Source organism: Hydrogenophaga sp. PAMC20947, assembly GCF_004795855.1.
Classification (GTDB): domain Bacteria; phylum Pseudomonadota; class Gammaproteobacteria; order Burkholderiales; family Burkholderiaceae_C; genus Hydrogenophaga.
On sequence record NZ_CP039252.1, the window covers coordinates 900,478 to 924,608 of the forward strand.

Below are 24,131 nucleotides of genomic sequence, written 5' to 3' on the forward strand. Positions count from 1 at the left end.
GGCGTCCCGGTAAAGACAGAGATGGGGTGACGCGCCACCGCTCAGCGGTCTACGATGCAGGGCGCCCTTTTCGGGCGCGCCATCACAGGAGGCATCCATGCATTACGTGCTTGCACGCATCACCGTTCAACCCGGCGCTTCGGCCCAGACCGCCACGATCCTGGAGACCTTGGTCTCGCTCTCTCGACAGGAGGCGGGTTGTGTGTCCTACGAGCTGTACCAGCAAGCGGATCATCCCCATGTCTTTCAGACGGTTGAAGTCTGGCGGGATGCAGAAGCGGCCCAAACGCACATGAGCACGCCACACCTGGCGGCAGCAGTGGCCGAGGCCACCCCCTTGTTTGCCGCGCCACCGGAAATTCTGGCGTATCAAAAACTGGCGTAAACGATCATCTGAAGCGGCCGTACTGATCTGAGGCCCCCCGTCTTCTCTGATTGGCGGCTGGGGCGAACAGGCTTTGGTGAACCTCGGTCAGGGTTTTTGCTGGTCCAGCCAGGTCACCAATTGCTGGGCTGCGGCGTCGGTGGCTTGCGTCAGTGCACGCACGCCGCCCGCAGCGTCGTTGGTCGGCGCCACTGCGGTTGAACGCACGCGGATCTGATCGACCAGCTGTGAGCCATTGAGCAGCGTGGCGCGCAAGCTGACCCGGCCCAGGCTGGACTGCGGCTGCTCAAACACCTGGACAAACTCTTCGAGCTCAATCTTGAGTGAGTGCGATGGCGAACCCTGCCCCTCAGCCAGCACAGGGCCTCGGGCATTCAATGCGAGCTTGAGTCTTTGCTGCACCAACTGGGCAGGGGCCATGCTCCAGCGCGCCAGTGCATAGGGGCGGAGTTCCTGGTCGTTGTCGTAGCTCAGGCGGTATTGCACGGCGGTGGCGTTCAGCGCCATGGGGGCTTGCACATCGGCCAGCAGCAATGCGGCAGCTGGCGTGGCGCGGGGCGGCGGCGTCCCGACAACCGAGGGCGTGAGACCAAAGTCGTAGACCGTCTTGGTGGCCGGCGCCTGGGGCGTTGAGCAAGCCGCCAGCACGGTCAGGGACAGCGCTGCGATCACTTGGCCGGTTGCGCGCAGGGCACCGTGCGACGACCGGACAGCGGGCGAGACAAGAAGTGGGGTGTGCATGGTGTCAATCCTTGGCTGCGGGCTGCGGAGCCACAAAGCCCGGCTCTCCGGGCCCGGGAGAGGGGTTTCCGGGGCCAAACAGCAGGCTCTGCGGGTTGTCATTGAAGGTGTCGACGGCGCGGTCCAAGCCTTGTGCGGCGCGGGTGGCGGCGTCAGCGGTGCGCGCGGCGCTGTCGGCGGCGCGAGCTGCATTGGGTAACACGGTCTCGTTGATGGCACGGGCGCTGTCGGCCAGGGCTTTGCTGGTATCGCTCAAGTGCTCCAGCATGCCACCGGGGGCGGCGATGCCTTGCGCCATCTGGGTGAGGGATTGTGCGGTTTGGGTGGCGGCTTTGGCCGTGGTGTTCAGCTCGGCGACGGTGGTTTGCAGTGTGCTCATGGTGGCTCGGGCGTCACCTATGAATGCGGGGATGTCGGTGCGTTGCGGTCCGAGCTGCGCTTCAAGAATGCCCTGAATGCGTTCGGAAGCCGCGCCAAGTTGCGTGGCGCTGTCGCCGATGGCTTTGACGCTGCCTATGATGGCTTGCTGGTTGGCGGGTGACAGCAGTTCGCTCACCCGTTCCGAGACCTGCTGCACCTGCTCCAGAATGAAGGAGCCCTGGTCGGCAAACTTGCTCAACAAACCTGGCCGCAATGGGATGCGGGTGGGCTCGTCTTCATTGGTGGTGAGGGTGACATCGGAGTCGCCATCGTTGTCGAGCTGCACAAATGCCAGCCCGGTCACACCCTGGTACCCCAGGGTGCCATAGGCGCTGCGGGTCAGGGGCAGGCCCTTGTCGACGTTGATGCGCAGCAGCACGTGACCTTTGTTGAGTGGGTCGAATCCGATGTGGGTGACTTTGCCCACGGTGATGCCCCGGAAGCGGACCGCAGCCTGTTCCGACAATCCGGTCACGGCGTCGGACGTTGAAAGTTCGTAGACATCGCCGACCTGTTTGTCGCGCGACAGCCAGGTCGCCAGGCCCAGGAGGAGCGCGGCCACCACCAGGACAAATGTCCCGGCGGCGAGTGCGTGTGCTTTGTTTTCCATAGGGGGAGTTCCTTTACGCGTGGGGCGCTGGTGCGCCTTGAGCAGGTTCGTCCAGCAAGACCATGGCGCGCTGTCCGCGACCGCCGCCGAAGTAGTGCTGGATGAACGGGTGAGGTGTTGCGATGACTTCGCGCGGGGGCCCTGCCACCACGACTTTTTGATCGGCGAGCACGGCGATGCGCGTGGACAGTTCGAGCAAGGTGTCCAGATCGTGGGTCACCATGATCACGGTGAGGCCCAGTTCCCGGTGCAGGGAGCTCAGCAGTTTGCAGAAGTCATCTGCGCCCTCTGGGTCCAGGCCGGCGGTGGGTTCGTCCAGCAGGAGCAAAGGCGGGTCCATGATCAAGGCGCGGGCCAGAGCCACCCGCTTGATCATGCCGCCCGAAAGGTCGGAGGGCATTTTGGTCGCGTGTTTGGCTTCCAACCCGACCATCTGCAGTTTGGTGAGTGCGGCATCGCGCATCAGCCCCGACGGCAAATGGCCCACCTCGCGCAATGCGAAGGCGATGTTGTCCAGCACGCTGAAAGCGGAGAACAGCGCGCCTTGCTGAAAGAGCATGCCGACGCGGCTGGCCGCGGTGCGAGGGTCGGCATCGGAGAGCGCTTGGCCCATGACGGTGATGCGCCCCTTTCTGGGCGTTTCCAGTCCCAGAATTTGCCGCAGCAGGGTTGTTTTTCCGGTGCCCGACCCGCCGACCAACGAGAGAATTTCCCCCTGGGCCACTTGCAGGTCAAGATCCTTGTGGACCACAAATTCAGGTGAGTTGCCGCCGCCATAAACCGTCCAAAGTCCTTGAACGTCGACGGCGAGGGTCGGGTCGGTGCCGCGGGTGGGTGCAGTGCTCATACGCCAATGTCCCTGAATGCAATGGCGAACAGCGCGTCGACAATGATCACCACGGTGATCGACGTGACCACCGAAGCGGTGGTACCTTTGCCCAGGCTTTCTGTATTGGGCTCCACGCGCAAGCCGAAGTGGCAACCAATGAGGGCGATGAGCAGACCAAAGACCACGGTCTTGCCCACCGCCAGGGTGAGGTTGGCCACGTCCACCGCCGAAGGCAACGCCTGTACGAAATAGGTGGGGGAAACGCCCAAAGCAATGTCGGCGGCCACCATGCCACCCAGCAGGGCCACCAGGGTCGTCCACACGCTGATCAACGGCATGGCAATGGCCAGCGCCAAGGCGCGTGGCATCACCAGGCGAAATCCCAGCGGAATCCCCATCACCCGCATGGCGTCGAGTTCTTCGGTCACCCGCATCACGCCGATCTGTGCCGTGATGGCAGAGCCGGAGCGGCCCGCCACCAGGATGGCCGCCAGCATGGGGCCCAGCTCACGCACCAGCGAGACGCCCAACAAGTTGACGATGAAGGCGTCGGCGCCGAACTGTTTGAGCTGCTGCGCACTCAGGTACGCCAGAACCACGCCGATGAGAAATCCGACCAGTGCGGTGATGGGCAAGGCGGTGGCACCGAAATGGTACAGGTGGCCCGAAATGTCACGCCAAGGCCCGCGCCAAGGCGCGCGCAGCAAACGGACCAAGTCCAACGCCAGTTGCCCCAGCAGCAGAACGAAGCTGTGCAGGTGGGACAGCAGGCCGAGCACACCGTCGCCGAGTGAGAGGTATCGCTGCCACAGCGTGACGGTTTTGGGTGGATCGGGCGCCCGGGTGAACCGCGCCACGCGTTCCAGAAGTGCCTGCTGGGCAGGGCTGATTTCCAGGTGTTGCGGCCAGCGCTGCCCCCAGCGGCCCCACAGCATCTGAGCACCGACATGGTCGATGGCCTCGGCGCTGGTCAAGTTCCACGGGGTGGCATCGCCTGCCGCAGCAGTGTCGGGCCATGTCGCTTGCAAGGCGCGCCACTGCGGCGCGTTGGCCAGCTTAGCCGCGGTCCACCTTCCAAGAACCCACCACGCTGGGCCGCCGGGGCCGTCCCGGCGCTCAACGCGCGGCGCGTTGGCAGAAGGGTCGGAGGCCAGTGGGGGGGCGGCGTTTTTGGGTTGGGCGTTTGACATGGTTGGAAGGGAGGGCCAGCAAGCACAGAGCGTGTGCTGACGGCTCGCGGTCTCATCATATGCGTTTGATCCTTGAGTTGTTTTCTGGCCAACTGTCAGATTTCACCACCTCGCGCGACTCATCTCCATACGGTGGCGGCGCTTTGATCGCCGAGTTTTGTCTTTTGAAATGGCTCCAGGGGAGCCGAGAGGAATACCAACATGCCCAGTCAACGCATTGAATTCACCGGTAGCCAGGGCGAGCCGCTGGCCGGAAGGCTGGATACCCCCGATGTCCACCCGCAAGCCTGGGCCGTGTTTGCGCACTGTTTCACTTGCTCCAAAGACAGCAAAGCTGCGGCCTTTGTCGCCCGTGCGTTGACCGAGGCGGGTTTTGGCGTCTTGCGGTTTGATTTCACCGGCCTGGGCGGCAGCGGCGGCGACTTTGCCAACACGCATTTCAGCTCCAATGTGGACGACCTGGTGGCCGCAGCCGACTGGTTGCGGGCGCAGCACGGCGCCCCCGCCCTGCTCATCGGGCATTCCCTGGGCGGTGCGGCGGTGTTGGCCGCCGCGGCGCGCGTGCGCGATTGCAAAGCTGTGGCCACGCTGGGCGCGCCTTGTGACCCCGCCCACGTCACCCACCAGCTGGGCGGCGAGCTCGCCGTGATCGAATCGCAAGGCGAGGCTTCGGTGCTGTTGGGTGGCCGCCGGTTCACGGTGAAGCGCTCGTTTGTGGAAGACCTGGCGGACCAGCCGCAAAGCGAACGCATCCGGAACCTGGGGCGCCCATTGCTGGTGTTGCATGCGCCTGACGACGACACCGTGAACGTGGAGAACGCGCGCCGCATCTTTGACGCCGCGCGGCACCCCAAGTCTTTTGTGGCCCTCGATGGTGCCGACCACTTGCTCAACCGTGCAGAAGATGCGCGATTTGCTGCCGGTGTGATTGCGGCCTGGGCCCGCCGTTATGTCGACCCAGCCGAGCTGCCTGTGGCCCCGAAAGGGGCTGCCCAGGCGGGGACTTCTGCGGCCGACGATGGGGTGGTGCTGGTGTCCGAGCGTGGCACGGGCCGATTCACCCAGACCGTTGCGGCGGGGCGCCACCAGTTTCTGATGGACGAACCCGCTTCCATGGGTGGTGACGACGAAGGTCCTGCGCCCTACGAAATGCTCAATGCCGCACTGGGCGCTTGCACCGCCATGACCGTGCGCATGTACGCCAACCGCAAGGGCTGGCCGCTGGAATCGGTGCGGGTGGCGCTGGTGCATGACAAGGTGCATGCCAGTGACTGCGCCGCGTGCGAAACCGAAGACGGCCGCATCGACCGCATCGTTCGGGTGGTGGAGCTCAAGGGCGATCTGAGCGAAGAGCAGCGCGCCCGTTTGATGGAGATGGCCGATCGCTGCCCGGTTCATCAGACCTTGCATGCCGAGGTCGAGATCATCACCCGGGCGGGTGAACTGTGAGGGCAGAGCCTTACAAATCGATCACGCAGGCCAACGGCACATCCGCTGGCGCTTCGTAGTCGGCCAGCACGCAGGCGCGGCTCGGGTGCTCACCCATTTCTTGCAGCACCTCGCGCAGCAAGCGCATCGACGGGCCGTCCAGCGCGGCAAAGGGTTGGTCGATCAGAATCACCGGGGCGCCTGACGCAAATGCGGCGCACAACCAGGCCTTGCGTCGACTCCCTGCCGACAGCATGTACAGCGGCTTGTGCAAATGAGGGGTCAGGGCAAAACCCGCGATCAGATCGCCCAGCACGGTCTTGTTGAAGTCGCTGAAGCGCGTGGGCAGACCCTCGAACCACGCGCTCGCGCTGGTCTGGTCCAGCGCGTCGCTGAAGGGATCGCAGCGAAAAACCAGCCGCTGGTAAAGCGCCAGTGAATGGGTTGGCGACTGCCCAAGTGTTTCGATCTGCCCGGCGTCCGGCAGGACCTCGCCCGCCAGCAAGCGCAGCAACGTGGTCTTGCCGGTTTGCTCATCGCCACGCACCAGCGTGACACCAGCCGGGATGCTCAGATCCAGGCCCACCAGCAGGGGGCGGCCCTGCCAGCCATGGGACAGGGCATGGGTGCGAACAACGATCGCTGGTGTGGAGGCGTTCATGGCGGTATGTCAACGGACGGCAGCCAAGCTGGCCATCGGCGAGCAGAGGACTGCGCTCCTGGTGCAGATTCAGTAGTTGATGTTGAAGCGTGTGCCGCGGTGGTTGAACACGGCACTGCGTGGGCCGATCACCTCCAGGGTCAGCCCGGGCGAGAGTTCTTGCCCTTCTTTGACCACCTGGCCGTTTGCAATCAACATGCGGTGTTCTCGGTTCGTCGAGTAGGAAGAGCCGCTGACCTGGATCTCGGGCAAGGCAGCTCGGGCAGAGGCGGACAGCTCAGGGAGCGCTCCAGGGGTCGCGGGCACTTCGGATGGTGGGCGCGTTAGTGGCTGCAGCGGCTGGGTCTCAGTGGGCGCTTCAGGTGCAGGCGCTTCTGAGGGGGGCACAGGGGGCCGCGGTGGCGGCGGTGCGGGCGGAGCCTTGGCGAGAACCGGCAGGATGGGCGCGGGAGTGGTGGCCGGTGCAGGTGTCGTTGCTGGCGTGGGCTCGGGCGCGGCAACAGGTGGTGGCGCGACCGGTGGGGCCGATGCGCTGTTCCCTGCTGCATCCGCAGATGCTGTGGCCGAGGTCATTGGGTTGACTCCAGGCGCCATCCCTCCCCAGCGCTGCCAGCCCAGGGCCGCAGCCCCGCCCAGCAGCAGCACCGCGATCAATACGCCCCAGGCGCGCCGGTTGCGCCGCGCCGGCTGTGGCGATGCGCCGGTTGGGTTGCTGGCGTCGGTTGCGGGCTGGGACAGCGCATGGGTGGGGTTTGCGCCGCGTTCGGCGTCGGCCCGTTTCAAGGCGTCAAGGATGTAGGACATGCGGGATTCAGGGTTTGGCGAGCGCCAAACGAGGCTCTTCCACGCCGGTAGCACGGTTGATCATGATGAGGGTGGTGGGGCTGGCCCTTCCGTTGACTTCCAGACCCTGGGCGGCCTGGAACGCCTCGACCTTGTCTTTGAGCGTCTTGGCCGTGGCGGGCAGTTGTTGTGCCGCTTGCAGGGTGTCCAGGCGTGCTTCCATCCATTCGGCGGCAGGCCCCACAAAGCCGTTGTTGAGGCGGCCCTGTTGCCCTGGCGGTGTGCGCCACAGGGTCACGTAGTAGCCCGACCAGACGCTGGAGAGTGCGGTCAGTGGCATGCGCCACTGCTGCGATCCATTGCTGAGTTCCACAGCGGTATCGGAAATAGTCGTCGCCAGAACAAACCCGCTGCCTTGGCCCGGCAGCTGGAGTTTCAGCGCGGCGGGGCGGTCCAGTTGGCGCAGGCCGTTCACAGTCATGCGAGGCGTGCGGTAACACTGCAGTCGGTGCTCGCGTGCTTCCAGGCAAGGCTCTTTGCGCACCAGTGTGGTGCCCCAGCGCAGGCCCAGAGCGCGAAATGCTTCGTCTTCGCTGGCGATCCAGGCCTCTTTGGGTGGCGGGCCCGGCGGCAGGCGATCCAGGTTGGGTTCAAGCACGGCGGTCGAATTTTCGGATTCTTCGGAGGTTGCCTTGGGGTTGGACGGTGTTTCTGCTTTTGTGGACGGTGAAGCCAACGCCGGTTGGGCTGAGTTGGCCACAGCGGCCACAGCACCCGTTGCCGCTGGAGCCTGCCACCACCACGCCAGTGCACCTGCGGCCACAGCCCCCGCCAGTGCACCCAGTGCCAAACTGCCCCAGCCGAAACGGTTGGCGGAGAAGCGGGACGAGGTGCCTTGATGGGGCTGCTCGCCAAAGACTTCGCTTGCGGCCTGTTGGACCATCTTTGCGCTGACCTGGTTCTTCTTTGACGCGTAGGCACCCAGCAGCGCCCGGTCACACAACAGGTTGATGCGCCTGGGCACGCCCCCCGTCAGCTTAAAAACCAGGCGCAGCGCATCGGGTTCCAGGATGGCGCCTCCTTTCCAGCCGGCGACCGCCAGCCGGTGGGCCACATATTGCCCAGTTTCGCTTTCGTTGAGCGCACCCAGGTGAAACCGCGCGATCACCCGCTGTGTGAGCTGCTCCAGCTCGGGCCGGGCCAGCATCTGTCGCAGTTCCGGCTGCCCGATCAAGATGATCTGCAACAGTTTGCGTTCATTGGTCTCTAGGTTGGTGAGCAGGCGAAGCTGCTCCAGCACGTCGGGGGAGAGGCTTTGTGCCTCGTCGATGATGAGCACGTTGTGCTCCCCCGCGGCATGGCTGGCCAGCAGATGGGCGTTGAGCGGGTCGAGATAGTCCTTGATCGTTGCCGGGCCTGGCCCTTGGGGGTGCACCGCGACACCAAACTCGTGGCAGATGGTTTGCAGCAGGTCGCCAACCGTGAGCTTGGGATTGAAGATGTAGGCAACCCGGGCTTGCGCGGGCAGCTGTTCCAGCACCGCGCGGCACACCGTGGTCTTGCCTGCGCCGATTTCACCGGTCAGCAGCACGAAGCCGCCGCCGCTCTCCATGCCGTAGAGCAGATGTGCCAATGCCTCCCGGTGGCGCTCGCTCAGGTAGAGATAGCGCGGATCAGGGGCAATGGAGAAGGGTGGTTGCGTCAGACCAAAAAACGCGGCGTACATGCAGTAAGCATAACGGGGCGCGTATGTGAAATTTACCTTGCTCGATAAGGCGCTCTGCGAAAGAAGGGTCGCTTGTGGTGCCATGCATCGCACCCGGTTCTTTCGCGTACCTCTCTTGTTGTAGCGGACAAGGCGTGGTGGCTTGACGTGAGGCGCTTGCGGCGGGATTGCCCACCGACAGGCCTCTCGGCCGTTCATCTGGTGTGGCGCTCTGGGTGGACAGGGAGCGCGGGTCCCTGAGACCAATGCCACGAGAGATCGCCCAATGGTTGCACCAGGCGGAAATGCCAACGGCCACGCAGGGTGGCCGTTGGAAAAATCAGAAAGCCATTCTTGCCTTCAAGTCGCGTGGCGTGAAACCGCGATCAGTCCTTGCGCCATTTGGCCAGCCAAAGATCGGCCAGGTTCACGGCCCGATGGACCTAAATGGTGGAATGTCTTTCCGACGGTCAGGCGGCCAAGGCCATCGATGGCTTGCTGCCGCTGCCGGTGCTGGTGGCGGTGCTTGAGGATTTGCTTGCTGTGGACACCGAGCATTCGATGTCGCCCGACAGTTGGCCGCCTTCTTCGATCACGACCTTGCCGTAGCGGATCTTGCCTGTGACTTTGCCGGTGGCGTAGATCACCAGCTTCTGGCGCACGGTCAGGTTGCCGTCGAACACGCCCCGGATCTCGGCGATATCGATTTCTGCTGATCCCTTGAACGCACCTTGCTCAGCGATCTGGATGACCCGGGAGTCCATCGTGGCTTCGACCAGGCCTTCGACCACGAGCGTGTCGCAGTCGGTGATTTCCACGCCCTTGAGCTTGATATTGGGCCCGACTGTCAGCTTGCTGCCGCCTTCGGCGGTGTGGCCGGAGCTCTGGCTGGCTGAGGACACAGGGGTGTTTGTCGCCGGGCTGTCATTCTGGCTGCTCGACGGGGTGGTCACCGCAGATGCGCCGGTGCTGCCCATGCCATAGCGCTGGGGGGTGTTCAAGCCTGAATTCAGGGGCTTGGCTTGTTCGGTTTCGCGTTTTCCAAAATGCAGTGCCATGCGTGGTGCTCCTTCTAAAGTGAAGCGTCCATGCTAAAGGCCGCGTGGCTTACATTCTGGGCTGTACCGTAAGAGTGGTAACGGGAAGCACAGTACATCCTGTTGCGGCAAGGGTATGCGCTCGCGGCGCCCCTCAGGCAAGGTGGCTCCGTTGATCGGTTGAATGCCCTTTGACAAGCACGTGCATGCCATGAACCTTACACTTGAAGGTTACCCCAGAGGTTCTCCCTATGAACGCCCCCGTCGACGTTTCCTTTTTCGCGCGCGCCGCCAAACCCATCAACAGCTACCGCCCTTACTGGGCGAAGCGGTTCGGGGTTGCGCCATTTTTGCCTATGAGTCGCTTTGAGATGGAGCAGCTCGGCTGGGACTCGTGCGACATTATTCTGGTCACGGGCGACGCCTATGTGGACCACCCCAGCTTCGGCATGGCGGTGATCGGGCGCGTGCTGGAAGCCCAGGGCTTTCGCGTGGGCATCATTGCCCAGCCCGACTGGCAAAGCGCTGAGCCGTTCAAGGTATTGGGCAAGCCCAACCTGTTCTGGGGCGTGACCGCGGGCAACATGGATTCCATGATCAACCGCTACACGGCCGATCGAAAAATCCGCAGCGACGACGCGTATACCCCCGGCGACATCGGTGGCAAGCGCCCTGATCGCGCGGCTTTGGTCTACAGCCAGCGCTGCCGCGAAGCGTTCAAAGAGGTGCCCATCATTCTGGGTGGCATCGAAGGCAGCCTGCGCCGCATTGCCCATTACGACTACTGGAGCGACAAAGTGCGCCGCAGCATCGTGGTCGATGCCAAATGCGACTTGCTGCTCTACGGCAACGCCGAGCGCGCGCTGGTTGAAATTGCCCACCGGCTGGCGGGCAAAGAAACGGTTGATCAGATCACCGATGTGCGCGGCACAGCCTTCGTGCGCCGCCCGGCCGACCCGACGTCCGAAGGCTGGATCGAGATCGATTCCAGCGAGGTCGACATGCCCGGCCGCGTGGACGCCCACATCAACCCGTACCAGACCACCAGCGAACAAGCCCAGGCCCAAGGCCAGAGCTGCGCCAAGGAAGAGGGCGAATCAGCGCCGAATGCCTTGGAGCAGGGCGCCAAGGTGATGCAGTTTGTGGCCAACCCGGCCTTGGCTGGGCGCCTCAAGGTGCCGCCGCGCGACAAGTCGGTGATCCGCTTGCCGAGCTACGAGAAGATCAAGAGCGACGCCGTGCTCTACGCCCACGCCAACCGCGTGATGCACCTGGAAACCAACCCCGGCAACGCCCGTGCGATGGTGCAGGCCCACGGCGAAGGCACCACGGCACGCGATGTATGGCTCAACCCGCCACCCATCCCGCTGACCACGGCCGAAATGGATTTTGTGTTTGACCTGCCTTACGCTCGGGGGCCTCACCCCTCGTATGCCGACGAACACGGCAAGCACGACGGCGCCACCAAGATCCCCGCCTGGGAAATGATCCGCTTCAGCGTGAACATCATGCGCGGCTGCTTCGGCGGCTGCACCTTTTGCTCCATCACCGAGCATGAAGGCCGCATCATCCAGAGCCGCTCCGAAGACTCCATCATTCGCGAAGTGGAAGACATGCGCGACAAGGTGGAAGGCTTCACCGGCATCGTCTCCGACCTTGGTGGCCCCACGGCCAACATGTACCGGCTGGGCTGCAAGACCCCTGAAATCGAAGCCGCTTGCCGCAAGCCCAGCTGCGTCTACCCTGGCATCTGCTCCAACCTGCACACCGACCACGCGCCGCTGGTCAAAATTTACAAACGCGCCCGTGAGCTGCGCGGCGTCAAAAAGGTGTTGATCGGCTCTGGCCTGCGCTACGACCTGGCGGTGAAGAGCCCGGAATACGTGAAAGAGCTGGTGCAACACCACGTGGGTGGCTACCTCAAGATCGCACCCGAGCACACCGAAGGTGGCCCGCTTTCGAAAATGATGAAGCCCGGCATTGGCAATTACGACAAGTTCAAACAGATGTTTGACAAGTACAGCGAAGAGGCGGGCAAGAAACAGTTCCTGATTCCGTACTTCATCGCCGCCCACCCGGGCACCAGCGACGAAGACATGATGAATCTCGCGCTCTGGCTCAAGCGCAACGGTTTCCGCGCTGATCAGGTGCAAACCTTCTATCCCAGCCCCATGGCCACCGCCACGGCGATGTACCACACCAACATGAACCCGCTCAAGGGTCTCAGCCGCGACCCCGAGCGGGCCGAGCGGGTGGACATCGTGCGAGGCGACAAGCGCCGCCGGTTGCACAAGGCGTTTTTGCGTTACCACGACGCCAACAACTGGCCCTTGTTGCGCGATGCCTTGAAAACCATGGGCCGTGCCGACCTCATCGGCAACGGCAAACACCACCTCATTCCCACCTTCCAGCCCATGACGGACGGCAGCTATTCGAGCGCGCGGCGCAAGAACAGCACGCCCGTGGGCAAAGCGGCAGTCCAGCCGTCCAAAGGCCGCTTGCTCACGCAACACACGGGCTTGCCACCGCGCGAAAAAGGCGGTCCAGCCAAGCCGGCCGCAGGCCTTGGCAAGAAACGCCGCAACCCCTGAAGGTCTTCGCTGGCTCCTGGCCCAATCAACGATTCAAAGGGGGGCCAGCGATGAAGAAGGCTGTGTTCGCGCTGATGGCGCTGCTGGCATTCTGTGCGGGGCCGGTAAGTGCTCAAGCACAACGTGGAACCTGTCCACCGACCGCCAGTTATTCTCAAGCGCTGTTCACCAAGGCCGCCTTGCAGGCGCGAGATCGCGGTTTTCTATGGCGTATCGAGCGCAATGGAAGATCATCTTTTCTCTACGGCACCATGCACGTCGGCAAGGCCGAATGGATGGGCCTGGGGCCTGGAATGCGCAAGGCCTTGGATCAGGTGGACACCGTGGCGTTGGAGGTCGACATGACCAGTGACGAAGCGCAGCAGCAGTTGCAGCAGGTCGCCGAATTGGCGCCGCGCGTGATTCCTCAGACGCTGCGGGAGCGCCTGGAGCGCCTTTGGGTGGCCGAGTGTTTGCCGTTGGACCAGTTGAGCAGCGGCCCGGTCGAGCTGCAGGCCATGACCTTGGTTGCCCTGATGGGCCGGCAACAAGGCTTTGATCCGGCTTACGCCTCGGAAGTGATGCTGACCATGACTGCCCATGCAGAGAAATTGCCAGTGGTTTCGCTGGAGAGCGTGAGCTCACAGCTCAATTTGATGCTGTCGCCCGACGACGCAGACGCCACCGAGGCGGTTTCTCAAGCGCTGGATCAGCTTGAAATGCCGCAAACCCGCTCGGTGCTGACCAAGTTGACGGTTGCCTGGGAGCACAACGATCTCGACGTGTTGGCGCACTACCAAGACTGGTGCGATTGTGTTCATACCGAGCGTGAGCGGGCCGACATGAAGACGCTGCTCGACGACAGAAATCCGGGGCTGGCCAATGGCATTGAGCGCCTGCATGCAAGCGGCCAACGGGTGTTTGCCGCTGTGGGGGCGCTGCACATGACCGGACCCTTGGCCCTGCCGCGCCTTCTGGCTGCACGGGGATTCACTGTGCAGCGGATGCACTGAACGGCATTGAGGACTGCACCTAGGGTGCTGCGCCCCGCCAGCCCACATGGCTGGCCAGAAGCGGATGCTTCAGACCGGTGTCGCCTGAAGCGCTGGCCAGATCAGCCAGGCCAGCAAGCCGAGGATGTTCAAGCCCACTGTGGCCCAATAAACAAGCCTGAACGCCTGTTTGCTGGATTTGTGCCGCAGGATTTGCTGGGCAAACCAGGCGCCAGGCCAGCCGCCCAGCAAGGCCAGCCCGTGCAGCTGGTTTTCGCTGGCGCGCCAGCTGCCTTCTATGGCGGCCTCTTTGTCTCGCCAGTACACGTAAAACGTGGCGAGGTTGAGCAGGGCCAAACCGGTGAGCACCACCCATGGGAAGCGGCCCAACCCGATCCCGATCAACCACAGCAGCAACCAGAATCCCATCAAACCCAGCGCGGTCCAGTACAGGCGCTGCTCACGCCGCTTCAGGTGCAGGGGTTCGGAGCGGTCGGCCTGTTCCGCGCGCGGCAGCAGCTCGGCCGTGGTGTCCTGCGGCAGGACTGCCGCGGTTTCAATGCGGTTTTTTGCGAGCTCGATCTTCAGCGCGCGTGGCCCTTTGCCACCGACATGGATCTCGTCAAAGGTGACCGCCTGCCCGATCGCCGGGGGACGGTTCTCCTGCAAATCCTTGCGGTGGAAAAAAATGTCCGCATCGGTGTCGGGGCTTCGGATGAACCCAAATGCCTTGTCGCTGTCCCACTTGACCACGGTTCCCTGTTTTTTCATGTGATGCTCAGTCTCTGTGTGTCGATTCGGTTTGGCCTCTGCGGCGGCCGTACAAATAGGTCGATTGCACCAAGTTGCCGATTGGCGCATTTTGGCGCAAAATGAACCAAGTCCGCAGCGTTAGCGGATCAAGATTCCAGGAGGCCTCATGTCCAAGCCCCATGCGTCCACGGTCGGTCCGTCGGTCAGTGTTCCAGTCGTCTCGAATTTTGCCTCAGTCAAGCTGCCTGCCTCGCTGGTGCAGCAGGCGCGGGAGGCTGCGTTGCCTCAGCGCCGCTCTGTGGCCGGCCAGATCGAATACTGGGCCACACTCGGCCGCATTGCCGACGAAACTGGACTCACCGTGCAGGAAGCTCGCGAAGCCATCGCACAATTTGATGCCCGTCAACAAGCCGATGAACCGTTGGACGAATCGCTGGATGCCATCGAAGCCCGTTTTACCCGTGCCCAGACCAATGGTCGCCTGGTGCAGGCGGTGCGCGATGCGGTGCTGTCCAATCGCCAAGACGCTTCTGACGCCCGCCGCGCGGCCTGAGCGAATCTCAAGCAAGACAGCAAACGGCGTTGAAAACGAGGACAGCGAGTTTGGCGCAACCCGTGTTCTATCTGCTCGCCGGGCCCAACGGCGCCGGCAAGTCCACGCTCTACAAGGCGTCCGTCGTCGAGGGCCTGATCCCGCGAAACGCGCCTTTTGTCAATGCTGATTTGCACGAAGCCGCAGCGCTGCAACACGTCCTGGATCCAGTGGCCCGCTCAAAGGCCGCTCGAACCTGGGCAGACGCTGAGCGCGCCCGCTGCCTGACCGCGGGTCGGTCTTTTGCCAGCGAAACCGTTTTCTCTCACACCTCAAAACTCGATCTGATGGCCGCAGCCCAACGCGCAGGCTTTGCCGTGGTTTTGCTCGTGGTGTGTGTGGATGATCCGAAAATGCTGCTGGGCCGTGTGGCCCAGCGTGTGGAAGAGGGTGGTCACCCGGTGCCACCAGAGCGCATTCTCTCGCGCTATCCACGCACGGTGCGGCATTTGGGCGTGGCGGTGCGGCGGGCCGATATGGCGCTGCTGTACGACACCTCGGCCCCGCCGGGAGAGGACGTGCAACCGCCTCGCTTGGTCGCGCGGCTGCGGGCCGGAACCCTGGTGTGGACCAGCGACGCGATGCCGCTGTGGGCCATAGGAATGGTTGCAACGCCCAAGCGGGTCTGATGCCCCGCTCAAACCGATGGGGTCAACACCGGTTGCCCCATTGACAGAACGACGGCATGATGATTCGCGGGTTCGCAGACCGAGCGCAATGACCACGGGAAATTTCGGGCGTGGTTCAAGATTCGGCGCGCACCCAATGCGGTGATGGCTAGGCCACCACCTTTGTCATCTTCACGCTGTAGCCGGGCAACCGCTGCGCGGTCGATGACAAGCCACTGCGGATGCATCAAGGGGAGCAGGTCATGGGAAATTCGCCGTTGTTCAAACAGATAGCCTGTTTGTTCGTTTCGTGGTCACTGGTGGTCACGCCCGTTTTTGCCGCTTCCGGCAAGCAAGCCGATGCACCCAAAGCCGACCCGAGCAAACCGGACATATCGGCAAAGTCGTCAAACCCGGCAAGGTCGGCGGACCCGGCAAAGCTCCAACGCAATCTCAACGCTTATTTCGACACCCTGAAGGCCGCAAGGAAAGAGATAGATCGATCCAGTTTCGACCTGGATGCCTTGACAGAAAAGCTGGATTTTGATGAGCAGAAGATCATCCAGTTTGTGCAGAAAGAAATTGCCATTGAACTGTACCCGGGCGTATTGCGCGGCGCCCGGGGCACCCTGATGAGCCGGGCAGGCAACGCACTGGACCAATCTTTGCTGCTGGCAACTCTGCTGAAAAACGCCGGGGCCGATGCGCGCATTTTGCGCGGTGAATTGAACCCGGAATGGGCGAAAAAACTGGTTGATACCCTCCAGCCCACAAAAGCCGCCGAACTGTCTGCCGGGGAAAGGAGCCGAATCCAGGCGCATTTTGTTCGTTTTGCGAAAACCGCGACTGGCAAGGACATGTCTTGGGATGAGTTGCAACAGCTCAACGGGCCACTGGTTCCACTCAAATCGTCGCCCCTCTTCAAATCCGCCACTAAATCCGCTCAATTTATTCATGACCAGCTAAAGAAGGGTGACATTTCACTTTCTGCAGCCATTGCGCCGGCCGATGCGATGATGGCTAAAGAAGCGCGTGACTATTTTTGGGTCGAATACCGAAAAGGCCCTGCCGATGCATGGGCCGCGGTACACCCGGTCTTCACCCCTGAGGTCGGCAAGCTGTTGTCTCTCAAGGCCAGTGAAACGTTCAAAGACTCCATTCCCGAATCGTTGCAGCAAACGTTGGAAATTTCGGTGGCCATTCAGCAACGAATTCAGGGAAAAATCACCGACAAACCAGTGATGGCTGCCTGGAAGCGGCCTGTTTCCAACTTTTATGGTGAGCCGCTCACGTTCGTCAACATGCCCATCAGCGCGCCCGCGCCAAATGATCCAGCCAAAACTGGTGACTGGTTCAAAACAGCCACGACATTTGTGCCATCGCTCAATCAAAGCGCTTCGCCAGGCGCTGTGGCCTTTGACATGAGCGGGCAAACCGTGTCGCAGGAAGACGCCGCGAGCGCATACGCCGCTGTGATCAAGACCGTTGGCGACAAAGCGAACAAAGCCGCTGGTGCTTTGGCAGGCATCGGCTCTGCGCCTGCAACCGATGGGAAGCCAGCTGCATCGCGTGCGATGGAGCTTGAGGGGCAAACCCTGAGGTTGAAATTGTCGGCGCCTGGCCGGCCATCGGTGAGCTACAGCCGAACCATCGCCAACCGCACGGATGGATTTTCCGCAACAGGGCATGTGACCCTCCCCAAGCGAGCGTTCGACGATACCGACATGGCGCTTTCCCTGACCAGCCAATACACGATCATGGTGGGAGCCGGCCACGTTCCAGAAAGCTATTTGCTGGATAGGATATTGGAACGGATGCTCGCTTTTGAGGCAATGATCCGTCAAGTGGCAGCGCCAGATTTTGGCAAGGCGAGTGCTAAACGCAATAATGTTCCGGCCGATTGGTCAGGATTTTTACCGCTACTTGTTCTGTTGGACAGTTATCCATTGCCAGATAGAGTGATGAGCTTTCGTCCGCAGCCTAGTATTATTTTGCATAACCAGCAATTGAGCACTGACGGTGGCTTTTTGGAGCGTATCGATATCGTTCGAAATGCCCGTATGGTTCTGGATCGGCAGAATACTGGCTTGCGCACCAGACCCGATCTGAATATGGCTCTGGGGGTGTGGGATACCTATATGGAACGCCATGCCATCACTGATCGGGTTCCATCGGAGTCTTTTAATGCCATTGATGCATTTGATAAGGCGATGAAAACCGGTCAAAGGGTTTCTTTAATAGTTGATCAACAGGCTTTGTCCGGATATAAGTCTCAGTTGCCTGCGGCCACTTTGCGCGCAATTCAGAGAGATCTGAATGACGGGTATTTGGTTTTTTTGCCTGATCCGGAGTTATCGAAATTTTCTGAAAATATAGCTTGGTGGCGCGTAAATTCCAGAACAGGTGAGGCCATCGGTATGGGTGGAGATGGTCGTGGCTCGGAAATTGCTAAGTATTTTACGCTAGCTAATTTTATTGCACTTGGGCTAATTGGTGAGGTTGTCGGGATGTGCATTGGAGCTGCTCAAAAACAACTTGGCAAGAATAAGGTTCGAAGCTGTATCGGTTTTGGAATAGGAATTGGATCAATTTATCCGCCTCTTGCATTTCCTTTTTGGGTTGCTGGGGGTGTTCTAGGTCTTGTGGATGTCATTTTCTTCTGATTATTCTGCTTGTCAGGTTTTGGTGCGGGCTTTGCTTTTTCGCATTGATTTGCAATGGATGCTATATATGTAATTTTTCATTATTCATCGTTTGAGAGGATAGATGAATTTTGGTATGTCGGGATCAACCCTCAAAGGGCTTCGATGAGAAGATTTCTTTCTGAATTGTTATTGCTGTCAGTGTTGGTACTTGTTGCCACGCACTCATGGGCGCAATCCAGCGTCTACGAAGTCGAGCCCAACAACACCCCCTCAACAGCCAACAAAGTATCCGGCGCTGTGCAGCTCATCGGCACCATGGACGCCAGCGATCAGGATGCCTTCGAGTGGAGCGTGTCGGATGTGGATGCGGCCAAGCGCTGGACCTTTGAGCTGCAGGGGATTCCGGGTGAACTGACCATTGTTGAAGTCATGCGGGTGGAGTACGCCGAGAACGGTGTGGATGTGCGCAGCCGGCAAAAGCTGTTCACCATGGGCACGCGCGATGGCTCCAAGCCGTCTGTTCACGAAGACCTGTTGTTTGAGCCGGGCGAGTATGTGCTCGGCATTGCCCACAACGGCAGCGGGGGCGGCTTCAGGCCGCCGGCGGGCAGCCTCGAATTTGATCGCGCAGCGGCTGGGGGGCAGGCCGCGGCCAAACAACCGCCGGGCGCGTACCGGCTGAGCATTCGCGAAGGCGATGCGTTGCGCCTGAAGCAAGGCAGCGAATCGGCAGCCACGCGGGTCAAAGCGCTGAAGATGCGCCCGGGTACCCAGAGCGCGCTGTTGAGCGATTCGGCCGACTCGTGGTTTCAGGTGGACATGGGCGAAAAAGATGCCCTGCAAAAGTGGGACGTCAGTGGCCAGGTCCCTGTGGGCCGCAAGGCGAAGGCGACCTTGTTCGCGCCCGACAACACCCCGCTGGCCACTGCCGATGCAGACGGTAAGGGCAAGTTTTCGTTGCCTGACCTCAGCCTGGGCAAGGGCGCCTATTTCATCGAGATGAAGGCGCCCGAGAGCGGCTTTATCCGAAGCTTGCAGCTCAGCCCCGCTGGCCTGCGCATTGAAGGCGCGGAGGCCGAGCCCAACGACAAATGGGCCCAGGCCAACCGGGTGATGTTTGCCCAGGCCGTGACCGGGAAGCTGGCGAAGCGGGGTGATATCGATTACTTCCGCTTTGCGCTCGGCGCACCGGTTGCGGAGCAGATGCTCACGCTGCGGTTGGAAACCGCTGCCGATTCGAAATTGACGCTGTGTTTGACCGACGGCAAAGGGCAAAAATTGCAGTGCCGGGAGAACACCGGCGTGGTCGAGCTGCCTGACCTGGTGCTCGAAGAAGGCGGCTGGGGCTTCGTTGTGGAGCGCGGCAAGGTTGGCTCCGTATATTCGGTGGCGCTGGTCGAGCAAGGTGCGATCACCCAGGGCACGGAGGTTGAGCCCAACGACAAGATTGAAAACGCCGCAGCGATTCCGGACAACAACCGCACCAAGGGGCGTTTCACGGGGGACGACACCGATTTTTACAAAATTTTGGTGAGCCAGGATCCGCAGCTCTGGCGCATCCAGGTCATCGGTAAGGAGCTGTCTGAGCTGGCCTATTACGACGGGGCCGGGGCTGAGAAGCAGCGGTACCGGGTACCCAAGGGGCAAAGCCGGGTTCGGCTCGACAACCTTTTTCTGCTCCCCGGCCTTCATTACATCAGGGTCTCGGGACGCGATGGGGGGCAATACACGCTGCTGGCAAAGCCCATCGGAGCGCCGGACCCCAACGGTGAACGGGAACCAAATGACGATGCAAGCCGAATGCATTCGCTGCAATTTGGGCAGACCCGGACTGGGCTGTTGGAGGATTCACAAGATGAAGACAACTACCGGTTTCACCTCGCTAACGTGGACCGGATTCAACTGACCCTGGAGCCTCCAGCGGATGGTGCGATCACTGCAATGCTGCATTGGAATGGCGGTGTTTTCAAGAAATTCAACAAACCAGAAGGGGGCAAGAAGGTCGTGCTCGAGGGCTTGTTTCCTCCAGGCGACTACCGCTTGGCGCTGGCCGCCAAGAAAACCAGTGAAACCGAATACAAGCTGACACTCAAGCGCTTGCCGCGTTTTGGCTGCCCTGTCGATTGTGAGCCGAACGACAACCTGGACACGGCCAACGCGCTGCCGGCAGACGGTATTCTGCAAGGGGTGACGCAGGACTGGCTTGACAGCGATTGGTACCGCTTGCCTGTGTTCGATGTGCCGACCACGATCACTTTCACGTCAGAGAAAAAGCCCGTGATCGAGTTGGTGACGCGTGAAAGCGGGGCGAACCTGTTGGGTTGGGACAATGCGACCAGTCAGTTGAAAGGCACGGTACCGGCGGGGACAGAAGCGTATGTCTGGATCAGGAGCAACGGCGCCTATCGCATCGCGGTTGATTTCCCATCGAAGCCAAGCGTACTCAAGGCAGTACAGCAGCCACCGGTGGTGATGAGTCTCAAACTGGTCACCAACGAAGTAGCGGCATACCGCCTGTATGGGCAGAGGGTGAGTGGCGAACTGAAGTTGAAGAACAGCGGTTCTGCGCCAAGGCAGGTTCAGCTTGAATCAGCGACCAGCGACGCGCGCTGGACCACGGATGTGGACAAGAAGCGCGTCACGGTTCCAGCCGCAGGGGAGATCACCGTACCGATTGCGCTTCGCGTGCCGGCAGATGCCTGGGCAGTCACCCCGGTGCGACTGAGCATTTTGGCGAGCACCGACGACGGCGCTCAGAGCGAAGCGTTCGCTGAAATTCGGGTGGGGCGCGATTCCGGCGCGGTCAACCCTGTGCAAGCCTGGCGCATTCCGGATGCGTTGCGCGGGGGCTTCAATGTGGCTTGGTCAGGGCTCGGCGGCCGTTGGCTCGACGGCCTTGACACGGGTGTTGGCAGGGGTTTTGACGAGCTGTTTGACGGGATCGCCGTCAAGGACAAAGGCATGCAGCTGCGCGGGCAGGCGAAGCGGGAACCTGTCAATGTGGATGTGGCACTTGCGGGAAACGAACCGGTTGCTGTTGCTGGAATCGCCATCAGCGAACTCGCACTTTCGGCTGCGCCTCAGTTTCTGAAAAATGTCGATTTTTCGGTTTCGCTGGACGGAAAGAACTACACGCCTGCACTCAAAGGCGAATTGCTCCCGATCCTGTCGGAGCAGGTGTTTGTGTTGGAGCAGCCGGTGCCCGCGCGTTTTGCTCGATTGACGTTGAAAAATGGGTTTGACGGAAGAGCCGGGTCGGCGTTGAGTTTCGGCGAGTTCAAGGTGATTGCCACACCTGGGCTGGACATTTCCAATGGCAAAGGCTTCAACCTCGTCGATGCGAGCCGCGGCGGCCATGTCGTTTGGTCGCGCCCTGGGGCGAAAAACGATGAGTTGTTGAAAGACGATGGCGTATTCGAACGCCAGCGGGTGCGGGAGGGCGAGGCATACGAGGTGGTCATTGGTTTCCACCATGACCGGGCCGCGCAGATCACCCGGCTGGAGTGGGTCGACGGGAAAAAGCGCCCTCGGGACCAAAAGATCGAGAGAGTCACGGTCTCTGTCAGCAACGATTCCCCCATTGGCCCTTGGCAGACCATTGGAGACTGGACGCTGTCACCAAAAAGCGCAGAGTCGGTTCTGGATCTCAAGACCCCGACCTGGGCACGGTTTGTGAAGTTGTCGGTGGCCGCGCAAAACAAGCAGGTGACGCTGGCACTGGCCGATGCCATTCGCATCTGGGAGCGCCCAACGCAGGAAGGCTATCGATCGATACTGGCGGAGTGGGGCGATGCAAGCCAGGCCGCGATTTATGAAGCCTTGCATCCCCTGCAGCTCGCGCCAGACTTTGTCCCCGCTGGCAACGACTCGAAAGCACGGGCAGCCCAGTTGGGGTTTGACCAACAGGCGGGCGGTCAGGTGTTGCTTGGCAAACACTTGCACTGGTACCGGATCGAGGTGCCAAGAGGCCAAAACCTTCTGAGTCTCAAAATCGGTGGAGACCCGACGGTGAGGGCGTCGGTGGCGATTGAGACGGGCGACGGTTCAGCCGTCCCTGTTGTCAAGAACAACGCACAAAGCACGCCGCAGTTGCACGTCTTTGAGGCCTTTGTGGAGCCTGGCGGGACCTACTTCCTGAAAGTGGAAGAGCCGCCGCGCAATGTGCTTTTTCTTTGGGATACGAGCGCCAGCGTTGGTGCGTATTTGCCTGTGATCTATAACGCGATGCTGGGGTACGCGAAAGATGTTGTACCTGGCAAGGATGCCGTCAATCTGCTGCCCTTTGGTGGTCAATTGCTGAGCAAGGACTGGTATGGGCAGCCGTACATTCTGCAGACCATCCTCAACGACTATCCGCGCAAAGAAAGCTCGAGCGCAGCCGAGGAGACGCTTGAAAAGGCGTCGAAGGCGCTCGCACCCAGAGCAGGCACCAAGGCGATTGTCATGGTGACCGATGCCGCAACCAGCGCGCACCCACCGGTCTGGCAGGCGTTTCAAGAGGTACAGCCGCAGATTTTTGCGCTCGGTGTGGGTTCGCAAGGCGCCTGGGGGCGAAACCCGGTGCGAGAGCAAGACCTGATGCAGGACTGGTCTCGCGTCAACGGCGGTCACTACAGCTACATGGAAAGCGAAGGTGCGATGGAGATCGCGTTTGATCGCGCCATGACGATGTTGCGCCGCCCGGCTGCTTACACGCTTGAGGCTGGCACAGCCTATAAAAAACCACTCGGTCCCGGCAAGCTGCGGGTCGCTCGCGGCAGCAAGGATAAAAGCAGTCAAGCGGCCATTGAGCTGATTCTTGATGCCTCCGGCTCCATGCTCAAACGGCTGGATGGCAAGCGTCGAATGGCCATTGCCAAAGAAGTTTTGACAGAGGTGGTGAGCAAGCATATTCCACCGGGCACGCCCGTTGCACTTCGGGTCTTCGGGCACAGGCAGGCCAACGCTTGCCGCAGTGATCTTGAGGTGGCATTGAAGCCTTTGAATTCAGCATCCATGCTGAAGGCGATTCAATCGGTTGAAGCCATGAATCTCGCGAAAACACCGATTGCCGCTTCGCTGGCAGCCGTGGAATCCGATCTGAAGGGCGCCAAGGGGCGCAAGATCGTGGTGCTGGTGACAGATGGCGAGGAAACCTGCGAAGGTGACCCGGCAGCGACCGTGCAGAAACTTCGAGACAAAGGGGTTGATGTCACGCTGAATATCGTCGGATTCGCCATCGACAGCGCTGAGCTGGAGTCGAATTTTCAGAGCTGGGCAAAGCTGGGTGGCGGCCGGTACTTCCGGGCAAGAGATCAGCGCGGGCTGAGCGCAGCGGTTCAAGACGCTGTCATGGTTCCCTACAGTGTTTACGACCAGGCCGGCACGCTGGTTGCCACAGGGCTGGTCGGGGGCGAAGCCGTGCTGCTCGAACAGGGTCATTACCGTGTCGTCGTTCAAGGTTCGCCAGCAAAGAGCTATCCAAAAGTTGAGGTGACCGCCGGAAAAGAGTTGCTGTTGGATTGACCCGGTGACCGTGCGATGAGGCCTTTCACGCACGCTGTTGGAACGGGGTGGCTACCTGGCAAGTCGACTCCTTGGCTGCCTGGGCACCAGGGAGTTTGAGCCCTGACGCACCAGCATCGCGCCACATGAGTCCTCGACGCCTGATCGTTGAATCGATGCCCCTGGCGGGGTTTTCGGTGGCGCAGGACGCGGGGACGCTGGGTCCGGTCCGCTGTATGTGATGCAAAGGTTCTCGTATTTCGCCCGTTTGTCCATGCGCTCTGGTTCAGGGTGTACCGCTATCGAAAAAGCAGGTATGCTGCAGTGCAACATGGAGCGGATATGAACAACCCGTGGCAAATTGACGATCTGCTGGCCGGCCTGTACGACGCCCGCAAACGCGGCGACCTGGGTCGCCTCGCTTTCCTTGCGTACTGCGATGTGCGCCGCTGGGCGCGCGAGGAGGGCCGTCAGGGCCTTGCGGAACTGGCGGCAGGCCTCGTGACCCAAAGCCCACACCTGAGCCGGGAAGTCTTTCTGGATCAGATCGACCTGCTGGTGAAGCAACTCGAGTCGTTGCAGCGCGCCAGCGAAGCCAGCGGTTCCGGGCCAGCGCCTGCGGCTCTATGGCTGGGCAATCCCCAATTGGCTTGAGCCGTTGTCTGGTTTTTTGCTCGGCGGCGGCGACACACCCTTCA

General features: G+C 61.3%; 18 protein-coding genes. 9 read left to right on the forward strand and 9 right to left on the reverse strand.

Annotated elements, in window-relative coordinates; all coding sequences use genetic code 11:
- Positions 1–97 precede the first annotated feature (97 nt).
- Positions 98–385: a putative quinol monooxygenase gene (locus tag E5678_RS04120; RefSeq protein ID WP_136177347.1), complete on the forward strand. Its 288-nt coding sequence runs from the start codon at positions 98–100 to the stop codon at positions 383–385.
- Positions 386–472: 87 nt separating this feature from the next.
- Here E5678_RS04120 and E5678_RS04125 read toward each other — a convergent pair whose 3' ends face one another.
- Genes E5678_RS04125 through E5678_RS04140 form a run of 4 tightly spaced genes read right to left on the reverse strand, consistent with a single transcriptional unit; the run spans position 473 to position 4,175 of the window.
- Positions 473–1,126 (reverse strand): ABC-type transport auxiliary lipoprotein family protein, encoded by a 654-nt coding sequence (locus tag E5678_RS04125; protein ID WP_136177348.1) that lies wholly within the window; start codon positions 1,124–1,126, stop codon positions 473–475.
- 4 nt (positions 1,127–1,130) lie between these two features.
- Positions 1,131–2,156, reverse strand: coding sequence for an MlaD family protein (locus tag E5678_RS04130; RefSeq protein ID WP_136177349.1), 1,026 nt, complete (start codon positions 2,154–2,156; stop codon positions 1,131–1,133).
- A 13-nt stretch (positions 2,157–2,169) separates the two neighbouring features.
- Positions 2,170–3,003 carry an ATP-binding cassette domain-containing protein gene (locus tag E5678_RS04135; RefSeq protein WP_136177350.1) on the reverse strand — a complete coding sequence of 278 codons (834 nt, stop codon included), beginning with the start codon at positions 3,001–3,003 and terminating at the stop codon, positions 2,170–2,172.
- Positions 3,000–4,175: an ABC transporter permease gene (locus tag E5678_RS04140; RefSeq protein ID WP_136177351.1), complete on the reverse strand. Its 1,176-nt coding sequence runs from the start codon at positions 4,173–4,175 to the stop codon at positions 3,000–3,002. The genes E5678_RS04135 and E5678_RS04140 overlap by 4 nt, the downstream gene beginning before the upstream one ends.
- Before the next feature lie 201 nt (positions 4,176–4,376).
- Here E5678_RS04140 and E5678_RS04145 point away from each other — a divergent pair, with 201 nt between their 5' ends.
- On the forward strand, positions 4,377–5,624 hold the full coding sequence (locus E5678_RS04145; protein WP_136177352.1) for an alpha/beta fold hydrolase: 1,248 nt from the start codon (positions 4,377–4,379) through the stop codon (positions 5,622–5,624).
- Between the two features lie 10 nt (positions 5,625–5,634).
- Here E5678_RS04145 and E5678_RS04150 read toward each other — a convergent pair whose 3' ends face one another.
- The 4 genes from E5678_RS04150 to E5678_RS04165 form a co-directional block, all read right to left on the reverse strand.
- Positions 5,635–6,264 (reverse strand): ATP-binding cassette domain-containing protein, encoded by a 630-nt coding sequence (locus E5678_RS04150; protein ID WP_247596910.1) that lies wholly within the window; start codon positions 6,262–6,264, stop codon positions 5,635–5,637.
- Between the two features lie 69 nt (positions 6,265–6,333).
- Entirely contained in the window at positions 6,334–7,068 is a 735-nt protein-coding gene (locus tag E5678_RS04155) for a general secretion pathway protein GspB (protein ID WP_136177353.1), read from the reverse strand.
- Positions 7,069–7,075: 7 nt separating this feature from the next.
- Positions 7,076–8,773: an AAA family ATPase gene (locus E5678_RS04160; RefSeq protein WP_136177354.1), complete on the reverse strand. Its 1,698-nt coding sequence runs from the start codon at positions 8,771–8,773 to the stop codon at positions 7,076–7,078.
- A 449-nt stretch (positions 8,774–9,222) separates the two neighbouring features.
- Positions 9,223–9,810 (reverse strand): polymer-forming cytoskeletal protein, encoded by a 588-nt coding sequence (locus E5678_RS04165; protein ID WP_136177355.1) that lies wholly within the window; start codon positions 9,808–9,810, stop codon positions 9,223–9,225.
- A 230-nt stretch (positions 9,811–10,040) separates the two neighbouring features.
- Between E5678_RS04165 and E5678_RS04170 the strand changes: the two genes are divergently transcribed.
- Positions 10,041–12,380: a YgiQ family radical SAM protein gene (locus E5678_RS04170; protein ID WP_136177356.1), complete on the forward strand. Its 2,340-nt coding sequence runs from the start codon at positions 10,041–10,043 to the stop codon at positions 12,378–12,380.
- 50 nt (positions 12,381–12,430) lie between these two features.
- Positions 12,431–13,372 carry a TraB/GumN family protein gene (locus tag E5678_RS04175; RefSeq protein WP_136177357.1) on the forward strand — a complete coding sequence of 314 codons (942 nt, stop codon included), beginning with the start codon at positions 12,431–12,433 and terminating at the stop codon, positions 13,370–13,372.
- Between the two features lie 69 nt (positions 13,373–13,441).
- Here E5678_RS04175 and E5678_RS04180 read toward each other — a convergent pair whose 3' ends face one another.
- The gene (locus E5678_RS04180) at positions 13,442–14,122 is read right to left on the reverse strand and encodes a cold shock and DUF1294 domain-containing protein (protein ID WP_136177358.1); all 681 of its coding nucleotides are present in this window, start codon (positions 14,120–14,122) and stop codon (positions 13,442–13,444) included.
- Positions 14,123–14,270: 148 nt separating this feature from the next.
- Between E5678_RS04180 and E5678_RS04185 the strand changes: the two genes are divergently transcribed.
- The 5 genes from E5678_RS04185 to E5678_RS04205 all read left to right on the forward strand — a co-directional run bounded on the left by E5678_RS04185 (position 14,271) and on the right by E5678_RS04205 (position 24,087).
- The gene (locus E5678_RS04185) at positions 14,271–14,657 is read left to right on the forward strand and encodes a hypothetical protein (protein WP_136177359.1); all 387 of its coding nucleotides are present in this window, start codon (positions 14,271–14,273) and stop codon (positions 14,655–14,657) included.
- Between the two features lie 50 nt (positions 14,658–14,707).
- Complete coding sequence (locus E5678_RS04190) at positions 14,708–15,325, forward strand: zeta toxin family protein (RefSeq protein ID WP_168708484.1); 618 nt, start codon at positions 14,708–14,710, stop codon at positions 15,323–15,325.
- A gap of 242 nt (positions 15,326–15,567) precedes the next feature.
- Positions 15,568–17,967: a hypothetical protein gene (locus tag E5678_RS04195; RefSeq protein ID WP_136177361.1), complete on the forward strand. Its 2,400-nt coding sequence runs from the start codon at positions 15,568–15,570 to the stop codon at positions 17,965–17,967.
- 54 nt (positions 17,968–18,021) lie between these two features.
- A complete protein-coding gene (locus E5678_RS04200) occupies positions 18,022–23,454 on the forward strand; it encodes a VWA domain-containing protein (RefSeq protein ID WP_136177362.1) in 5,433 nt (1,810 codons plus the stop codon).
- Positions 23,455–23,775: 321 nt separating this feature from the next.
- Positions 23,776–24,087 (forward strand): hypothetical protein, encoded by a 312-nt coding sequence (locus tag E5678_RS04205; RefSeq protein WP_136177363.1) that lies wholly within the window; start codon positions 23,776–23,778, stop codon positions 24,085–24,087.
- Positions 24,088–24,131: the final 44 nt, after the last annotated feature.